We start from the raw sequence: 18,489 nt of genomic DNA on the forward strand, positions 1-18,489 counted from the left end.
GCAAGACTGACAATGAAATGGCAGATATAGTACAAAAACAAAGAAGCAGGTTATTAAAAAAAATTATGCCTGTTTGTGACCCTTAATTATTTCAGGCTCATTATTTGACTGGAAAAGACTTATGTCGAATTGTGCCATAATAAATCTATACGAAAAGAAATCGTTACGCCAATGAAAACTCATATAAAAATGCGCCCTCTTTGCATTCTATCCCTCGGGAGTACTCAGGATAAACTCGCCGAAGGCGGAAAAAGAATGGAAACAACAAGGAATCTGGTTATTGAAACAGATTATGCCTATTTATAGTTCTTAATTATTTCAGGCCATTATTTTACATAATAGATATGTTAATAAAGATTATTATTAAGTACGTTAAAGTAAAATCTATAATTGGTTTTCTTTTGAAAACACTGTATAATGTATATTTACTCGTTGGTTCCCTAAAATTTAATTGATGAGATAACCTTCAATGATTTTTAAGGAGGGCATACTATGTCAAAGAAAAAAAACAGCTCAGTTGGAGTAATACTTCTTATAATAATTATTTTAACAGCACTCTTTTTCGTTATTAAATCATCGGTTAGGCAGGTTTCTGCTGAAACTATTACGCCTAAAAAAGCAGGGCGGATGTATCTCTTTGTTAACTTTCAAGAAGAAGACGATTATTATAATAACGGTCCTTCAAGGGGCAAAATAAAGGCACGTCTTGAGCAAGCATCAGGAGAACGTTGTCTTGTTATTCCGTATCAACAATTAAATATGTCTTTGGTAGAAGAATTCAAGCCTTTAGCCATAGTAATGAGCGGGTTTCCTCGGCTTGGTAAGCCAGAAGGATATAAGGGGGTTGCCGAAGTTTTAGAAAAAAGCAATATTCCTATGTTATGTTTTTGCGGTAGCCATCAACTTATAGAGGGGTGTCTTACCTATGGTTATGGAAAATATGGCTATGGAAAACCAAAAAGATGGAGACCTTTGCCTATCAGAAGGATTTCTCCTGATGAAGATTTTCCGAGAGTTGCAAGAAGTAAAACCTCAAATATTTCTCTATATTTTGTAGCATCAGGTTTTTTTCCTATAAAGAGGATAAAAGATGACCCTATCTTTAATGGGCTACCTGAACTAATGGTAATGAAATGTGCTCACTTTTGTGAAATTAAAACATTACCCGCTGATTTTGACTTGCTTGCAAGTAGCGGACACAGCGAAATAGCAATGATTAAACATAAATCTCGTACCCTTTACGGAACCCAATTTCATCCCGAAGCATATTCTGAACCTTGGTTGGATGGAAAAATACTGTTGGATAATTTTGCTATTATTGTAAAAAAATATTGGGAAGAAAAAAAATAGAAAAAATATTTTACAACTAAGCAACTACGTATATAAAAGAATATTGATAGTATATCACTATTATATTTTATTGATTAAATAAAAAGAAAAAATATATCTGTTGACAAAAGAAAAAATTAAAGGTAGAATTATATAAGAAGTTGTTGAAGTTCTTTGAAAATTGAGTTATGGAGGTATCCGGACCTCGGATAAATTGTTTAAGAGGGTTTGATCCTGGCTCAGGGTGAACGCTGGCGGCGTGCCTAACACATGCAAGTCGAGCGACGAACTCGGAGGATTTTATTTCGGTAGAATCCACCGGGGGAAAGCGGCGAACGGGTGAGTAACACTTAAGTAATCTCCCCCAAGGACTGGGATAATTCGTTGAAAGGCGGACTAATACCAGATAATCTTTTCCAGTGGTATCATTGGGAAAGCAAAGGTCTGTTTTCGGACAGGCCACCGTGGGATGAGCTTGAGTCCTATCAGCTTGTTGGTGAGGTAATGGCTTACCAAGGCTAAGACGGGTAGCTGGTCTGAGAGGACGACCAGCCACATGGGGATTGAGAGACGGCCCCGACTCCTACGGGAGGCAGCAGTGGGGAATTTTGGACAATGCCCGAAAGGGTGATCCAGCGACGCCGCGTGGGTGATGACAGACTTTAAGTTTGTAAAACCCTATCGAGTGGGAAGAATTTCGTTTTTGCGAAATGACGGTACTACTAAATGAAGCCCCGGCTAATTCCGTGCCAGCAGCCGCGGTAATACGGAAGGGGCAAGCGTTACCCGGATTTACTGGGTGTAAAGGGTCCGCAGGCGGTTAGGTGTGTCAGTTTTGAAATCCTTTGGCTCAACCAGAGAATTGGAACTGATACTACCTGACTTTGAGTCTAGATGGGGGAAATGGAACTGCCAGTGTAGCGGTGGAATGCGTAGATATTGGCAGGAACACCTGTGGCGAAGGCGATTTCCTAATCTGGAACTGACGCTCAGGGACGAAAGTGTGGGGAGCGATCGGGATTAGATACCCCGGTAGTCCACACCGTAAACGATGGGTGCTAGGTGTCGGTCTGGTAAAACGGATCGGTGCCGAAGTTAACACGTTAAGCACCTCACCTGGGGACTACGGTCGCAAGGCTGAAACCCAAAGGAATTGACGGGGGTCCGCACAATCGGTGGAACATGTGGTTTAATTCGATGATACGCGAAGAACCTTACCTGGGCTTGACATTGCCTAGTAGGAGCCCGAAAGGGTGACGACCTATCTTCGGATAGGAGGGTAAACAGGTGGTGCATGGCTGTCGTCAGCTCGTGCCGTGAGGTGTTGGGTTAAGTCCCGAAACGAGCGCAACCCTTGCTCTTAGTTACTCGTCTGAAAAGACAGCACTTTAAGAGGACTGCCGTGGTTAACACGGAGGAAGGTGGGGACGACGTCAAGTCAGCACGCCCCTTATGTCCAGGGCTACACACGTGTTACAATGGTTGGTACAGAGAGAAGCAAAGTCGCGAGGCGGAGCAAATCTCAAAAAACCAGTCTCAGTTCGGATTGCAGGCTGCAACTTGCCTGCATGAAGTTGGAATCGATAGTAATCGCGGATCAGCTAGGCCGCGGTGAATACGTTCTCGGACCTTGTACACACCGCCCGTCACGCCAACTGAGTCAGGGGTACCTGAAATTACTTTATCTAACCGCTTCGGCGGACAGAGGGTAATGAGGGTACGCTTGGCAAGGAGGGCGAAGTCGTAACAAGGCAGCCGTACCGGAAGGTGCGGCTGGATCACCTCCTTTCTTAGGGAGTAAATCTAAAGGCCGGATACCTCCAAAAATAAAAAAATTAAGCAAGGGAAATAAAAACCCTTGCTTTTTTTTTTATTAAAAAGTAAAATTATTAGTAAATTAAAAATATACCTATTTTAACAACCTTGATTACAATATTTAAATAATATGGATAAAAAAGATTATTACGAATCTCTTGGAATACCTAAAGAATCTTCTCTTGAGGAAATAAAAAAAGCTTATAGAAGCAAAGTTTTACAATTTCATCCTGATAGAAACCCAGGAAACAAAGAGGCAGAAGAAAAATTCAAAGAGGTTACCGAAGCTTATGAGGTTTTAAGTGACCCAGAAAAACGAAAAACCTATGACCAATATGGACACGCTGGTTTTGGTCCTCAAGGGTTTAACTGGACAGAAGATTTCTCACGAGTAAGAACAGATTTTGCAGATATTTTTGGAGATATTTTTTCTGATTTTTTCTCATCAGAAGGTTTTGGAGGTAGAACCACTGGCACGTACGGTAGCCAGAGAGTTGCCAGAGGGGCAGACCTTGAATATAGATTGTCTATATATTTAAAAGATGTCGCTTTAGGAGCAGAAAAACAGGTTCATATCTCAAGATTTGATGGTTGTACCGTATGTGACAATACAGGTAGTAAAAGCAAAAAAAAGAAAGAAGTCTGTTCTAATTGTCGTGGTAGTGGGCAAGTAATCCATAATCAAGGATTTTTCTCAATATCTCAAACCTGTCCACAGTGTAGGGGAGAAGGTCAAACTATTTCTGACCCTTGCCAAAATTGTAGAGGAACAGGCAGAGTAAGAACTAATATGCACAAGATATCAGTTAAAATCCCCGCCGGCATAGAAACCGGTACAAGTTTAAGGCTTAAAGGGGAAGGAGATATTGCTCCTCATGGAGGTCCAAGAGGAGACTTGTATATTAGGATTTTTGTTGAGAAAGATAATCTATTTGAAAGAAGAAATGCTGATTTAGTAATTGAAGCGCCCATAACATCTGCACAAGCAACCCTTGGCGCAGAAATAGATATTCCAACCCTTTCTGGTAAAGTAAATTTACGTGTTCCTGCTGGAACTCAACATAATGATATGTTAAGGTTAAAAAATCTTGGGCTTCCTAAAATGTCTAGCAGCGGCAAAGGACATCTTTTTGTTAGAGTTAAAGTAATTATTCCAACCCGTCTATCAAGACAAGTAAAAGCACTTTACCAACAAATAAGAGAAACTGAAAATCCTGACGATTATTCAGAAATTAAGAAGTTTAAGAAAAATCTTTAAATATTACGGTTTCTCTTAACTTAATCTGCTAAACCAATCGTTTCAGAACCTCTTTTATTGTATAAAAAAGTTCTGTTCAAATAAAATATGTACCATTTTACACTTCTTATAGTATAATAAATAATAACTAAGTAGGTTGTTTACAACTTATATCTATTTTATTCACATCTCAATTTAATAAAAGGAGAAAGGATAATACTTATGGATTATATAGGAAGAGATTCTCTGTTAGAAATAAACCTTAGCGGTTTAAGACATAATGCTCAAGAAGTTAAAAAAATATTAAAAGGGCATAGAGTTATTGCTGTCGTAAAAGGTAACGCCTATGGTCACGGAATGGAAAGAGTAAGCAAGGTCTTGGAAGAAGAAGGTATAGATTTTTTTGGAGTGGCTTTACTTGAGGAAGCGCTCGAACTGAGAAGTTTTGGAACAGAGAAACCTATACTAATCCAAGGCGCTATAGACCCAAACAGGGTAAAAGAAGCTATGACCAACAATCTTACCCTTTTATTGTCTGATATAGAGACAGCAAAACAGCTTTCTTTGGCATCTCAAAAATTGAAACAAAAAGCGGTTGTACATATAAAGGTTGATACAGGCATGGGGAGGTTCGGTCTTCTTCCAGAGAATGTTTTATCTTTTGTAAAAGAAGTTGCTCAACTGGGCGGCATCTATATGGAAGGTATTTATTCTCACCTGGCTACCAGCAAATCTACTAACGAAGAGTATGCACGTATGCAGATATCAACTTTTTCTAAAGTTGTTGAAGAGTTAAAGAATAACGGATATAAATTCCCATTAAGACATATATCTAACAGTTCAGCTTCAATAGATTTTCCTGAGGCATCGTTTGATATTGTTCGTATGGGTTCTGCTTTTTTGGGCGCAAAGGTTATCAAGGGTTTAGATTTGAAAAGTTTAATGACCTTAAAAAGCAGAGTTTCTTTTATAAAAAGAGTTCCTCCCGGTTCTTGCATAAGTTATGATATGACATACAAAACAAAGAAAGAGACAAGTATAGCAGTCATAAATATGGGTTATTCAGATGGTTTATCCAGAAGATTTACAAAAAAAGGGGAAGTTCTTATTAAAGGTAAACGATTCCCATTTGCAGGGGTTATAGGGATGAACAACGCAATGATAGATGTAGGTGATGAAAACATTCAAATAGGAGAAGAGGTAGTAATTCTGGGAAGACAAGGTAATGAACACATTTCTCTCCAAGAAATAGCCGATAAAACAGGGCTTGCTCTTTTGGAATTTCCAGCCAGTTTATCTCCAACAAGAATCCCTAAAGTGTATATTGATGATATTAAATAATTTTTGAATGAGCAAAATATAGGTTTTCATAAAACATTAACGTAACACTGGATAAATTATATTCCAACCTAACGGTTTACATTAAAGTTTTCTAACTGGCAAAAAGGAGAATAATGGATTATAGAAAATTGGTTGACAATATTATGTTTTATAGAGGGCATAACAGAATGCCAGTAATCCATTGGGGCGGTTGGAAGGAAACCAGAGAGCGGTGGTTAAAAGAAGGTCTCCTTGCAAGTATCCCCGAAAACGAGTATTTCAACACGTTACCTCCATGGACTTGGATTAATGCTGTTGGCTGGACTGATGCTTTCTTATATCCCTTGTTCAAACAGGAGACCATTGAAGAAACCGAAGAGTATACCATCTCTCGCGCAACAGATGGAGTCATCAAGAAAGTATGGAAACAACAGAGCAACATCCCTCAATCCATAGATTTTACTCTCAAAACGGGAAAAGATTGGTCTGAGTATAAAAAAAGGCTACTGCCCAACCCAAACAGGCTTCCAGCCGACCTGCAGGAACAAATTGACTCAGCTGAAACATCGCAAAGTCCGGTAGCCATAATGGCAGCCTCGCTTATGGGCTGGATAAGAAACTGGATGGGCGTGGAAAACTTTGCCTATTTTATGTATGACGAACCAGAGGTCTTTTCTGATATGATAGATACACTCAGCAACCTTACATGCTGGACAATAGACCAGATTGTACCCAGGATGAAAAGAAAACCAGATATGGTCGTGGGATGGGAAGACATTTGCGGAAGAAGCGGTCCTTTTGTCAGCCCGTCATTGTTTAACAAATATGTAGCACCAGGGTACACGAAAGTGAGAAACAAGATAGATGAGTACGGTATTAAACTTCTCGGAGTTGACAGCGACGGTGATTTAAGTGCTTTAATAAAACCTTGGCTTGATGCTGGAGTAAACCTGCTTTATCCTATTGAAATAGGCACCTGGAATGCCGACCCAATGGAATTAAGGAAAACTTATGGTAAAGAACTTCGTATGATTGGTGGGTTCAACAAGATGACCCTTGAGAAGGGTCCTGTAGAGATTGATGCAGAGCTAAAAAGGCGTCTTCCCATAATGAAAGACGGAGGATTCGTTCTTCTTCCAGACCATCTTATCACACCCGGAACTTCCCTTGAAAATTACAAGTATTACCTTGAAAAAATACGGGTTTTGAGGTTTTAATGCAATGGAAATTGAAGAGATATACAAGGAATTAAAATTAAAATACGGTAAACCAGCAGGACAATGGTCTTTCTGGTGCAAAAGACCTAAAACTTTTCAAGAAAAAGAGAGGGTCATTATAGAGTCCATCCTTACCCAGAGAGCAAACTGGAAAAATGTTCAACTAACTGTCGATAAACTCTCTAATACGGGTAAGTTGAGTTTGAAAGAGATACTTAATTGTAAACAGAGCGAACTTGAACTTCTGATTAAGTCTTCTGTTTTTTTTAGAATAAAAGCAGAAAGGTTAAAAATAGTTGCTGACTATATTTTAAACAAATGTGGAGGCATAAAAAAAATAAAGGCAATTGACACAGACTCTCTAAGGCAACAACTCTTGTCTCTTAAAGGTGTAGGCGATGAAACAGCAGATAGTATACTTCTGTACGCATTCGAAAGAGCAGTTTTTGTCATAGACGAATATACAAAACGACTTGTAAAAGAGAAGAACCTTACTAACAACCTTTCTTACGGTAATCTCCAACAATTATTTGAAACTTCATTAAATAATAAAGACTATATCTTATATCAGGATTTTCACGCTCTAATTGTTATAAACGGTAAAACGACCAAGTGATTTGCTACTTTTAGGTTATATACTTAAAATAAAAATTAAAAACAGGAGAAAAATTGAGAACTAAATTTGTTTTATGCTTCTTTTTACTGTTAGCAACTATATTACACACAAAAGAACATCTTGTTATTATCTCGCCACATTGGGAAGGTGTTAGAATAGAGTTGACCCAAGATTTTAACAGATGGTATCAAGAAAAATATGGAGAAGAGGCAGAATTAGAATGGATAGACCAAGGCGGAGCCTCTGATAACCTGAAATTTGTTGAGTCTTTATATAAAAAAAATCCTAACGGAATAGATATAGATATGTTTTTTGGTGGAGGTATTAGCCCTTATTTAAGACTAAAAGAACTTAATCTATTAGAATCTTACAAGGTATCAAAAGATACTTTAAAACATATACCTAAGACATGTGCAGGTGTTCCTAATTATGACGACAGAGATTTTAACTGGTACGGCATTGTTTTAAGCGGATTTGGAATTTTATATAACAAAAAAGTTCTTGATTTTCTTAAATTACCTGTCCCTACTGATTGGGAATCGTTAGGTGATAAAAGATATTATAGTTGGGTAGGCAACGGAGACCCTCGGCATAGTGGTAGCCTACATATGATGTATGAGATTATTTTACAAGCTTATGGATGGCGTAAAGGATGGGACATTATTCTTGCAATGTCTGGTAATACCAAAAACTTTTCTGCAAGCGCTTCGGCTGTTGCAAAAAATACTTCATCAGGAGAAGTAGCAGTTTCTCTTTGTATAGACTCATACGCTCTTGCACAGATAGAGGTCCACGGCGCAGAAAATATGGGATTTGTATTTCCTGAAAACCTCACAGTTATAAACCCTGATGCTATAGGAATACTCAAAGGAGCAAAAAACGTTGTTGTGGCTCAACGCTTTATAGAGTACCTTTTATCTTATGAGGGGCAACTTATTTGGATGCAGAAGAAAGGTAAGAAAGGTGGACCTAAAGAATTTTCTCTCAATAGATTTTGTATTCGCTCTGATATATATGAACACCCTGATATGAAAGAGAATGTCTTTAACCCTTACGCTTTAAAAGGCGCTATAAAATATAATTTTAACCTTGCAGCAGATAGATGGAACCTATTGAACGATTTAATAGGCGCTCTTGTGATAGATTGTCACGGTAATTTAAAAAAAGCATGGAATGCTGTACTAAAAAAAGATGATGTTACTGCCACAAAAAAATTTTTTGATATCCCTGTTGATGTTGGTTTACAGAGGTTTTATTGGCAAAACTGGCAAAACCCTGTCTTTAGAAACCACCATATCAACCGATGGCTCAATTTTTCAATAAAAAAATATAGAGCGGTTATAAGTCTCTCTAATTTTAATTAAATATATATTTAGTTCTCACTAAACACCGTTAAGCTCAGAGAGCGAGTCTGTAAACCCGCAGAACAAGAAGATAGGATAGGTTCGCATTTGAGACAAAATTATGTTAATATATTGTAAATATTAGCAATAAAACAACAGGTATTTCTCTAAGTAATGGAGAAAATTATATGTCTATTTTAAAGATAGAAGGTATTTCAAAAAGTTTTGGCTCTACAAAAGTTTTAAGAGATATTAATATCTCTGTAGCAGAAGACGAAATTTTCTTCATACTTGGCCCTTCTGGTTGCGGCAAAACAACGCTTTTGAGAATTATTACTGGTTTTCTCTCTCCTGATACTGGGAAAATTTTTCTTGCAGATAATGAAATTACTTCTCTTGCCCCTGCTTTACGTAATATAGGTATGGTATTTCAAAATTATGCGTTATGGCCACATATGAGCGTCTGGCAGAATGTTACCTACGGATTAGAGATCAAAAAAGAACCCGAAGATATAATTAAAAAGAAGACAGACAAGGTTCTTGAAATAACTAAATTAACCTCTTTTAAAGAAAAATACCCTCCCCTTCTTTCCGGCGGACAACAACAGAGAGTAGCACTTGCAAGAGCGATAATTGCTGAACCCAAGGTACTTCTTCTTGATGAACCTTTAAGCAATCTTGACGCTAAACTAAGAGAAGAGATGCGCTCTGAAATCAAACGGATACAGCAAGAGACAGGTATTACTATGATATATGTTACCCACGATCAGAAAGAAGCAATGTCTCTCGGGCACAGAATAACTGTTATGGATGAAGGAAGAATAGTACAAACAGGTAGCCCTTTACATCTTTATTCAGAACCACGCAACAGGTTTGTAGCATCTTTTCTTGGGGACATAAACACCCTTCAAGGAAAGATTACTTCCTCTGGAAAAGAACTTGTTATAGAGACAAAAGAAGGAGTTTTTACGGCAACTAAAAGAAGAGATTTTTCCGTTGGACAAGAGGTAGAGGTTGCTTTTAGACCAGAAAACATCTCTTCTAAAAATGGTATTAACAAACTAAATTGCATAGTCTCTGAAATAGAATATTATGGGGAAACATTTAAAATAAAATGTTCAACAGAGGCAGGCAACCTAATTGAATTAAAAATATTTTCCGGTAAGATGGCAAATTTAACATCAGGTTCTAAAATTCAGTTTTCAATCTCTCCCGAACAACTAATAATTTTTGAAAAAGAATGAAAAAAACAATATATATCTTTTGTTTTCTTTTCCTCCTATTCTTTTTTGTGTATCCATTAGGACACATCTTGTCGCAGAGTTTTATTTTGAACGGGAAACTTTCTATAGGTATTTTTAAAAATGCACTCGGTAATTACGTGGTACGACGTTCAATTATCAATAGTTTTCTTTTAGGAATACTTGTTGTTTGTTCTACCACGCTTATAGGAATACCACTTGCTTTTTTATTTGCAAGATATAAGTTTCCTTTCAAAAACATTTTAAGATCGCTCTTTTTTCTTCCTTTGATAGCAAGCCCTTTTGTTGGAGCTCTTGGGATGATGCAGATACTCTCAAGGTTTGGTAGTATCAATCTTTTTTTAATGAAGTTAGGTCTTATACATCACCCTATTTCGTGGATAGGTTCAGGTTTTCTTGGCATCTTTATCCTTGAAACTTTGCACCTTTACCCTATTATGTTTCTAAATATTTCGTCAGCTTTAAACAATTTTGATATTTCAGCTGAAGAAGCATCTTACAACCTTGGAGGAAGTTTTCTTGGCACTTTTAAAAGAATAACTTTCCCCCTACTCTTGCCGGGATATTTTTCTGCTGCTTCCATTATATTTATATGGGCTTTGACCGACCTTGGAACCCCTCTTGTTTTTGAATTTAGGGAACTTATCTCTATCCAAATTTTTAACAGTATCAAAGATATCAATACCAATCCTCAAGGTTATGCCCTTGTGTTTCTCGTTATCTTTATCACTCTACTGCTTTTTACACTTGCAAAAAGATTTATTGAAAAGAAATCTTATGTTACAGGCAGAACAGCTGTTACCGTGACAGAAAAACAATTGAGTGGTAAAAGTCAATATTTTATATATATAGGTATTGGGTTACTCCTATTATTTAGTTTAATGCCTCATTTAAGTATTATTCTTACTTCAATATCAAAAAGATGGTTCTTTACTGTGTTCCCAACACAATATACTGGAGAATTTTACAGGACAGTATTTAACCATAGACTTACCCGAACAGGTATTTTTAATAGCATCTTTTTAAGTTCAATTAGCACCTTGATAGATATTATACTTGGATTTACTATCGGTTTTTTCCTTGCTCGAACAAAACTTAAAGGGAAACAATTACTTGATTTGTTGGTAATGCTTCCCCTCGCTATACCTGGCATTGTTGTTGCGTTTGGGTATTTTTCTGTCTTTTCCAACACCATTCTTGATCCAAGAGCCAACCCTATGATTTTATTGATTATCAGTTACAGTATACGGAGACTGCCATACCTTGTTAGAAGCACATACTCTTCTTTCCAACAATTGAGCGAATCTCTTGAAGAAGCGTCTTATTCTGTTGGCGCAACCCTTATGACAACATTTAGAAGAATAACTTTTCCTCTAATAAGCCCCGGGCTTTTTGCCGGCGGAATTCTTGCTTTCTCTTTTTCTGTGATGGAAGTAAGCAGTAGCCTTATTTTAGCCGTAAGAGAACGGCATTACCCTATAGCTAAGGTTATATACACAGTTGCAGGTAGAATTACCGACGGCCCTTATGTTGCCTGTGCTTTGGGGCTATTGGGAATGTTTATTGTTGGATTATCTTACTACCTATCTTCTAAACTTGTTTCCAGAAAAATTGGAGAATTTTTCCGCATAGGGTAATACGCCTTTACAACCTACCTTTTACTCTACTTTTTTGTTTTCCCAATACTTTTTAGCAATAATAGCAAAGTTTTCCAGAAGTTTTTTACCGTGCATCCAAGGTTCAGCGTACCCTTCAGGATGAAATTGGGTCCCATAAAGCACACGAGTTTTATGTTTAATCATTGCTATTTTACAATGCCCGCTACTTGCAAGAAGTTCAAAATCGACAGGCATAACCTTTATTTCACAGTAGTGAGCGCATTTCATAATCATAGGGTTAGGTAAACCAGCAAATATGGGGTCATCTTTTAATTGTTTTATTGGAAAAAACCCCCCAGCAACAAAGTATTCTGAGCGGTCATAAGGGTTACCTTTGGGTACTCTCGGTAAATCTTCATCTGGAGAGATTTTTCTCATTGGGTCGGCTCTTTTCCAAGTATCAGATTTCCCAAACCCGTGAGTTAGACACCCATCTATCAGTTGATGACTCCCACAGAAACATATCATAGGAACTTCACATTTTTCTAAAACTTCAGCCACACCAATAAAACCTTTTGCTTCACCCGGCTCAGCAAACCCGCTCATTGCTATTGCTGTTGGTTTAAATTGTTCTACCACAGACATATTAAATTCCTGATAAGGCACAACAAGACACCGTTCTCCTGATACTTGTTCAAGACGTGCCTTAACCAATCCTTTTGAAGAACCGTCTTTATAGTAAGATTCTTCTTCTTGAAAATTAACAAATATATACATTTTTCCTCCTTTTTAATCTTTTACTTCTTCCCAATGTTTTTTTACAATATTAGCAAAGTTTTCCAATAGTTTTTTTCCATCCATCCAAGGTTCAGCGTATCCTTCTGGATGAAATTGTGTCCCGTAAAAAACTCTGGATTTATGTTTAATCATTGCTATTTTACAATGCCCACTACTTGCTATAATCTCAAAATCTGCAGGCAATGATTTTAGTTCGCAATAGTGAGCACATTTCATTATCATCAACTCAGGTAAACCAGTAAAGATAGGGTCTTCTTTTATCCGTTTTATAGGGAAAAAACCTGAAGCAACAAAATACTGTGAAGCATCAGAGGTATCGGTTCTTGCAACTCTTGGGAAATCTTCATCTGGAGAGATTTTTCTCATTCGTTTGATATTCTGATGTAACCCGCAAGTTAAACTCCCACCTATAAGTTGATGGCTCCCACAGAAACATATCATAGGAACTTCACATTTTTCTAAAACCTCACAAACTCCAATATACCCTTCTGGTTTACCAATTCGAGGAAATCCGCTCATTACTACAGCAGTAGGTTTAAATTCTTTTACCACCGACATCCCAAACTCCTGATAAGGCACAACAAGACAACGTTCTCCTGATACCTGTTCAAGACGTGCCTTAATCAACCCTTTTGAAGAACCGTCTTTATAGTACGATTCTTCTTCTTGAAAATTAACATATATATACATTTTTTACTCCTTTTAAAAAAAGATTTCAAATTTTCTACGACCGTTTTATTATATCATCAACAAGACTCTTCACATATTTTGCAATAGAAAGACAACTTGTTAGCCCGGGAGATTCTATTCCAACAAGATTTATAAAGTTTTGGAGTTCTTCCTGTATAAAAAAATCCTTAAAACAGTCTTTCGGACTTTGAAGTTTAGCCCTTATACCATACATTTCAGGTACCAAATGCTCTATATTAAAGTTAGGTAAATACTTTTTTATCTCTTTATAGAACAATCCTTGTTTTGTTTCATCAACCATAAAACAAGACATATCTTTCTCGCTAGGGTAAGGATGGTTTTGTTTCTCAACATACTCAATATCAGGACCCGCTCTTAACCCACCTCCTATCTTTGGAGTTAGGTGAATCCCAAGGAAATCTTTCCCAGGGATAGGGTATACAGGAAAAGGTATATTGGGGCCCTGTTCAATTGTGAAATAATCCCCTTTTGCCCAATAAAGGTTATGGCTAAGCCCAAGCATTTTAGATATTTTATCTGAAAAAAGTCCTGTGCTATTTACTAACACCTGTGTTGTGTATTCACTGCCTGCTTCAGTAAAAACCTTATACCCTTTATTAAAGTTTTCAATCCCAACAACTTCCTCTCCAAACCCTGCCATACCTCCAGTTTGCAAAAAATCATTATAAAGACAATCCATCAAATTGTGAGCATTTATTAAACCACTTGTGCCAGTATAACACCCTTTTTTACAACTAATATCAGGTAACAGGTTAAATACTTCTTGCCTACCTATAAATTTCATTTCAGAGACACCGTTAGATATTCCTTTATTATAAATATCTTGAAGTGTTTCAATTTCTTCAGGCGAGGTTGCAACTGTTAACTTTCCTGTTTTTTTGTGAATAATATCTTTTTTTTGACAATAACTATAAAGAAGAGAATTACCTTCAACAGAAAGTTTTGCTTTCAACGACCCGGGCGGATAATGTATACCGCTATGTATCACCTCACTGTTTCTTGAACTTGTTTCAAGCCCGTATTTATGGTTCTTCTCAAGAATTCCTGTAAACAACCCTACCTGTGACAGTTCTCGTGCAACTGCAAGTCCAACAACTCCCGCACCTATTACAAGTATATTAAACTCATATTCCATCTCATTCCCATACTATAAATTGAATAAATAATAAAAAACATATATAATTATAACATATAAGAACAGAACCATTCTTTTAAGGAGGTACAAATGAAAGACAAAAGAAGAATCGGTCTAATCTCTTTTCTTCAAGTTGCATCTTTTATTCTGTTAGTCGCTTTCTTTTGGGGAGTACTAAACTACTCTTTATCAGCAGAAGTTCCCACCACATCTAAAGCAAATGATCTTACTCCTGAACTAAGAATTCTATTAAACGCTTTCCCAGCAGAAGAATATGTCTGGACACGAATAGGTACAAACCCTAAAGCAACTGAACAGCAAAAACTATCTGAAGACTTAAACGTAATACAAGATATCTGGCACGTTCCATTTGCAAACACAAGACACGCTTTCAGAATAGATTTTTACCAGCAATTCAAAAAAGGTAATAACGTTTTACATTTATATCTTAAAGCAGATGGAGACGAAAATACTGGTCGCAAAACAGAAGGCGCTCATAAAGGTGTAGATTATATGTTCACCCTAATCGATGGCGACCCTAACCATAGTAGTACAAGGTTAGATATATATGATTCAGCAGGTAAATCTTTACGTAATAATGTTACTATAATTGTTAAAGATAAATCTGTCTACCTTGTAGCAGAATTATCTATCCTTCAACAAGATTCAAAATCTGTTTTTGAATATTCTGCCACTTCCTATACTTACACAAGAAAAACTCCTACTAGCAGTCTTAAAACCATTCACAGTAACGGTATAACTTATACTAAATGCACATCTATGGGGGTACCAGAAAAAACCAACAAAAGCCTTCTGATAAATTCAGGTATGAAACTTACCAACGGAAATGTACCGGGATGGCAATTGTCAGGCAAAACAGACTCACGTTCTGTGTATAGAACAGATACAGTAGAAAATGCTCTTCTTATTGACGGGCTTTTTCCTCACCAAAACGTTTCTCAGACAGTTATTCTTGAACCGGGACACTATTTATTACGAGCACACGTTAAGACCAACAGTTTTGCTACTGGGTTGTACGCTTCAACTTATAGAATGCACATAGGTGTTTCAGATAAGTACAAATGGGTAGAACTACCTTTTAACGTTACGGTCGGCAAAGACACATCTAAAAAAAAAACGTTTCTTTAGGAATTACACATATTGGATACCCTCCTACCGTACACAAAGCAGTAGTTAATATAAAAAATGTTGAACTTATAAGGTTGGGAGACACAGTATTAGAAGATAAATGGGTAGCAAACCTTCCTGCACACAAGTTGCACAACCTTGATTTAATAAATAAAACCCCTAACTGGGAACGACCTGGAAAAGTTATTTTTAATGACACATTGATTGGCACAGAACTCTGGTTAATGACTCAAGAAGGTAAAACAGACCATTCTTATGCTGGGAACCCCGATTTTAGTTGTGAAGGTAAATATCTTTATACTGGTTTACGAAGACCGCCTAAAGGGATTTTAAGAACAGACGGTTCTACCCGATATATTAACAACAATCTAAGAGGAATGGCTTGGTTATTTCCTTGGGAGAAGAAATATCTACCTAAAGGAGCCGACCCTACAGACTGGATATGTACAAATAGAACATTTGAAGAAATTTTTCTTTACAACCCTTTCACTGATGAAAACCATTCTATAAAAACACCATCCCGTACAGGTTGGAGGATAGTACACATACCAGCAATAGGTATGTATGGAGGCAGAGGTCCTAGGATTTCTGCAATAGATTATGAAACTCTTGTATGGCAATCTGATGACCGCAAATATATAGGGCTTTCAGATACAAATGGCAACAATTTTAAATCTTACAAAGTTAAAAGTATTTCTGCTAAACCTGAGAACGATATTATCTTCCCTGCTGATATAAAAGGTAGCGATTCTGCCCCAGTATCAAGCGTCTGGGGAAAAGGTGGCAACAACTGGAGAGACGCCGTTGATAAAGAAGGTAACAGGTATTACCTTTTTGAAATAAATAGAGGTAAATATTTTGACGAAGTTGATAATCCTTACCAAGTCTGGGCGATTTCTCTTACAAAAGGAGATAAAACAGGTCTTTTAAGGGTTGTGCCCAACCCAAAGGTAACAATCACAGAGCATGCTACAACTCATACAGGAGGCGTTCCACAACCTTCGTTTAACTGGTGGGAACTTGCTGCTGGATTACCCAGGTCTGGAGATAATGCTATCTTTCTTCTTGAAAACGGTAAATTATTACATATGAGTTCACTGGGTATGCATAGCAGTTTTCGAGATACTGCCAGTGTCAACGACCCATATACCGGACAAGTCGATTTTATAGGAAATTACGCTCATTTAGATAGAATTACCTGGCCTCATGAATACAGAAGAGATAAAGATTTTGCTACAGTTGAAAGTTTTGTAGAACCAACCTGCCCAGTTGTAATGATGGATTTAGAACATAAAACCCTTTGGACAGTAACAATAACAAATTTTCACGATTATGCTATACGTTACAGAACCAGAAGAGACAAAACCGCTTACCACAAACCAATGTTCAGAACATCCCCTGTTTTTAGCCCCGATTTCACAAAAATATCTTTTTTCTCTTCTATGCTTACAGGAGAACATCCTGACAGATTATGGGCAGATACATACATCGCAGTTGCACGTTACCCGCAACCACCAGTAAACTTAAAAATTTCACAAAACAGACTTAGATGGGACAAACCCCGATACAGTAAAGAGATTGAAGGGTATAATCTTTACCGTTCACAAGAGAGTGGACAAAATTTTTCTAAAGTGAACAACCAGTTAATAAAAGGAACCGAATATATATTACCACCCGATAAAGAAGGATTTTATGTTCTTACCTCTGTTGAATATTCAGGGTTAGAAAGTAGAACATTTTCTCCAGAACTTGCTGTTGGAAGAGTTAGGTTATTCCGCCATTTTTATGAAGCCGAAACAGGAGAAATAAAAAATCCTATGGTACCCTTCTTTGAGCCACAAACAGCTATCAACGGTTACGCAGTATCAATTACTGACCCAGAACTTGTATATACAGAAAAACTTCAATCTGGACTGACAGGAGCAGTAAAGTGGAATATTTCAATACCTATTAAAAGCAACATAAAAATTATGGCACGGGTACGTGGAATGTCTGCTTCTGAAAGAGCTAAATATACCACTGGTGTACCTTCAAATAAAGAGGTTGGCAAAGGTAGCTTTTCAGTTATATCAAACGGAAAAAAGGTAGGAAAAATAAATGTTGAAGGTACAAAATGGCATTGGGTTGCTATGGATGGTATGCTCAATGGGCAACCAGCAGGAAACACTTCTTTAGAACTTGAAACTGGAGACACTGGTATAGCAGTAGATACTATTATGGTTACAAACGATTTGAAGTTTGCACCACCATCGTTTGGTAATATACCAACTCAAACTCCATCTTCACCGTTAAACTTCAAGATTACTGAAGTTGTTAAAGGTATAAAAACACCTGTCTTAAAATGGAACGGATACAATATAAAGCCACCTTATATAAAACTAACCTGGGATAAATCGACAGCCCCGCAAGGAGTAAGACATTACAATATATATAGAGGAGAAAGTAAAGATTTTGAGGTTAGTCAATCATCGCTTCTTGTTAGTGTAGAGGACAACTTTTTTATAGACCCACAACTTGAAAAAGGCAAGGATTATTACTACAAAGTTGTTTCAGTTGATAATTGGGGCAATATATCAGCGCCTTCAGAAGCGATTGTTATAAAAATTGATTAAAGAAATTTAATTATATTACTTCGAGAAAGTTGACGAGGCAAGCACACACCCCATCCCGTTTTTACCCTCTACCCTTGGAGAGGGATTAAGGGTGAGGAGTTTATCCCGACAGTTTTTCTGAGAGAAATTGCTTCATATTCGCTCACAATGACAATCTTTCCTTATTTGCCTCTCCCCTTGAGGGAGAGGATGCAAGGTGAGGGGGGCTTTTTTCTTTATGCTTTTATCCTTGCTTTTTCTTTTCTTTCGTTAAAAAAGTATGTGTTTAGGAACGAATTACGAGGTGCTACTACAACTCAAGCAAGAATCGGGCTGTTAACAAAAGGTTCAAGCCTTTTGTTCCCCTA

General features: G+C 37.2%; 13 protein-coding genes and 1 rRNA gene. 11 read left to right on the forward strand and 3 right to left on the reverse strand.

Annotation, left to right across the window (positions count from 1 at the left end; all coding sequences use genetic code 11):
* Nucleotides 1-492 precede the first annotated feature (492 nt).
* The 9 genes from M0P98_06790 (at nucleotide 493) to M0P98_06830 (ending at nucleotide 11,776) form a co-directional block, all read left to right on the forward strand.
* Nucleotides 493-1,350 carry a hypothetical protein gene (locus tag M0P98_06790; GenBank protein ID MCK9266569.1) on the forward strand — a complete coding sequence of 286 codons (858 nt, stop codon included), beginning with the start codon at nucleotides 493-495 and terminating at the stop codon, nucleotides 1,348-1,350.
* A gap of 195 nt (nucleotides 1,351-1,545) precedes the next feature.
* Nucleotides 1,546-3,118: ribosomal RNA gene (locus tag M0P98_06795) — 16S ribosomal RNA — on the forward strand.
* 156 nt (nucleotides 3,119-3,274) lie between these two features.
* A complete protein-coding gene (gene dnaJ, locus M0P98_06800) occupies nucleotides 3,275-4,402 on the forward strand; it encodes a molecular chaperone DnaJ (protein ID MCK9266570.1) in 1,128 nt (375 codons plus the stop codon).
* Between the two features lie 201 nt (nucleotides 4,403-4,603).
* Nucleotides 4,604-5,722 (forward strand): alanine racemase, encoded by a 1,119-nt coding sequence (gene alr, locus M0P98_06805; GenBank protein ID MCK9266571.1) that lies wholly within the window; start codon nucleotides 4,604-4,606, stop codon nucleotides 5,720-5,722.
* Nucleotides 5,723-5,835: 113 nt separating this feature from the next.
* Entirely contained in the window at nucleotides 5,836-6,918 is a 1,083-nt protein-coding gene (locus M0P98_06810; GenBank protein ID MCK9266572.1) for a uroporphyrinogen decarboxylase family protein, read from the forward strand.
* Between the two features lie 4 nt (nucleotides 6,919-6,922).
* Nucleotides 6,923-7,534, forward strand: coding sequence for a hypothetical protein (locus tag M0P98_06815; GenBank protein ID MCK9266573.1), 612 nt, complete (start codon nucleotides 6,923-6,925; stop codon nucleotides 7,532-7,534).
* Between the two features lie 53 nt (nucleotides 7,535-7,587).
* Nucleotides 7,588-8,898: an extracellular solute-binding protein gene (locus tag M0P98_06820; GenBank protein MCK9266574.1), complete on the forward strand. Its 1,311-nt coding sequence runs from the start codon at nucleotides 7,588-7,590 to the stop codon at nucleotides 8,896-8,898.
* A gap of 167 nt (nucleotides 8,899-9,065) precedes the next feature.
* Entirely contained in the window at nucleotides 9,066-10,121 is a 1,056-nt protein-coding gene (locus tag M0P98_06825; GenBank protein ID MCK9266575.1) for an ABC transporter ATP-binding protein, read from the forward strand.
* On the forward strand, nucleotides 10,118-11,776 hold the full coding sequence (locus M0P98_06830) for an iron ABC transporter permease (protein MCK9266576.1): 1,659 nt from the start codon (nucleotides 10,118-10,120) through the stop codon (nucleotides 11,774-11,776). The genes M0P98_06825 and M0P98_06830 overlap by 4 nt, the downstream gene beginning before the upstream one ends.
* Before the next feature lie 21 nt (nucleotides 11,777-11,797).
* Here the strand turns inward: M0P98_06830 and M0P98_06835 are convergent, their stop codons facing one another.
* The 3 genes from M0P98_06835 to M0P98_06845 are packed head-to-tail and all read right to left on the reverse strand — an operon-like array spanning nucleotide 11,798 to nucleotide 14,381.
* Nucleotides 11,798-12,514 (reverse strand): hypothetical protein, encoded by a 717-nt coding sequence (locus M0P98_06835; GenBank protein MCK9266577.1) that lies wholly within the window; start codon nucleotides 12,512-12,514, stop codon nucleotides 11,798-11,800.
* A 12-nt stretch (nucleotides 12,515-12,526) separates the two neighbouring features.
* Nucleotides 12,527-13,225, reverse strand: coding sequence for a hypothetical protein (locus M0P98_06840; GenBank protein MCK9266578.1), 699 nt, complete (start codon nucleotides 13,223-13,225; stop codon nucleotides 12,527-12,529).
* Nucleotides 13,226-13,259: 34 nt separating this feature from the next.
* Entirely contained in the window at nucleotides 13,260-14,381 is a 1,122-nt protein-coding gene (locus M0P98_06845) for an NAD(P)/FAD-dependent oxidoreductase (protein MCK9266579.1), read from the reverse strand.
* Between the two features lie 90 nt (nucleotides 14,382-14,471).
* On the opposite strand from M0P98_06845, the gene M0P98_06850 reads away from it, so the two are divergent.
* Both M0P98_06850 and M0P98_06855 read left to right on the forward strand, forming a co-directional pair.
* Nucleotides 14,472-15,530 carry a hypothetical protein gene (locus M0P98_06850; GenBank protein ID MCK9266580.1) on the forward strand — a complete coding sequence of 353 codons (1,059 nt, stop codon included), beginning with the start codon at nucleotides 14,472-14,474 and terminating at the stop codon, nucleotides 15,528-15,530.
* A gap of 74 nt (nucleotides 15,531-15,604) precedes the next feature.
* Complete coding sequence (locus M0P98_06855; protein ID MCK9266581.1) at nucleotides 15,605-18,142, forward strand: hypothetical protein; 2,538 nt, start codon at nucleotides 15,605-15,607, stop codon at nucleotides 18,140-18,142.
* Nucleotides 18,143-18,489: the final 347 nt, after the last annotated feature.

This window comes from bacterium, assembly GCA_023230585.1.
In the GTDB taxonomy this organism is placed as follows: Bacteria; Ratteibacteria; UBA8468; order B48-G9; family JAFGKM01; genus JALNXB01.

Excerpts from the sequence above, each read along its gene's own strand:
- M0P98_06790 (MCK9266569.1), top strand. The coding sequence starts at position 493 with ATGTCAAAGAAAAAAAACAGCTCAGTTGGAGTAATACTTCTTATAATA.
- dnaJ (MCK9266570.1), top strand. The coding sequence starts at position 3,275 with ATGGATAAAAAAGATTATTACGAATCTCTTGGAATACCTAAAGAATCT.
- alr (MCK9266571.1), top strand. The coding sequence starts at position 4,604 with ATGGATTATATAGGAAGAGATTCTCTGTTAGAAATAAACCTTAGCGGT.
- M0P98_06810 (MCK9266572.1), top strand. The coding sequence starts at position 5,836 with ATGGATTATAGAAAATTGGTTGACAATATTATGTTTTATAGAGGGCAT.
- M0P98_06815 (MCK9266573.1), top strand. The coding sequence starts at position 6,923 with ATGGAAATTGAAGAGATATACAAGGAATTAAAATTAAAATACGGTAAA.
- M0P98_06825 (MCK9266575.1), top strand. The coding sequence starts at position 9,066 with ATGTCTATTTTAAAGATAGAAGGTATTTCAAAAAGTTTTGGCTCTACA.
- M0P98_06830 (MCK9266576.1), top strand. The coding sequence starts at position 10,118 with ATGAAAAAAACAATATATATCTTTTGTTTTCTTTTCCTCCTATTCTTT.
- M0P98_06835 (MCK9266577.1), bottom strand. The coding sequence starts at position 12,514 with ATGTATATATTTGTTAATTTTCAAGAAGAAGAATCTTACTATAAAGAC.
- M0P98_06840 (MCK9266578.1), bottom strand. The coding sequence starts at position 13,225 with ATGTATATATATGTTAATTTTCAAGAAGAAGAATCGTACTATAAAGAC.
- M0P98_06845 (MCK9266579.1), bottom strand. The coding sequence starts at position 14,381 with ATGGAATATGAGTTTAATATACTTGTAATAGGTGCGGGAGTTGTTGGA.
- M0P98_06850 (MCK9266580.1), top strand. The coding sequence starts at position 14,472 with ATGAAAGACAAAAGAAGAATCGGTCTAATCTCTTTTCTTCAAGTTGCA.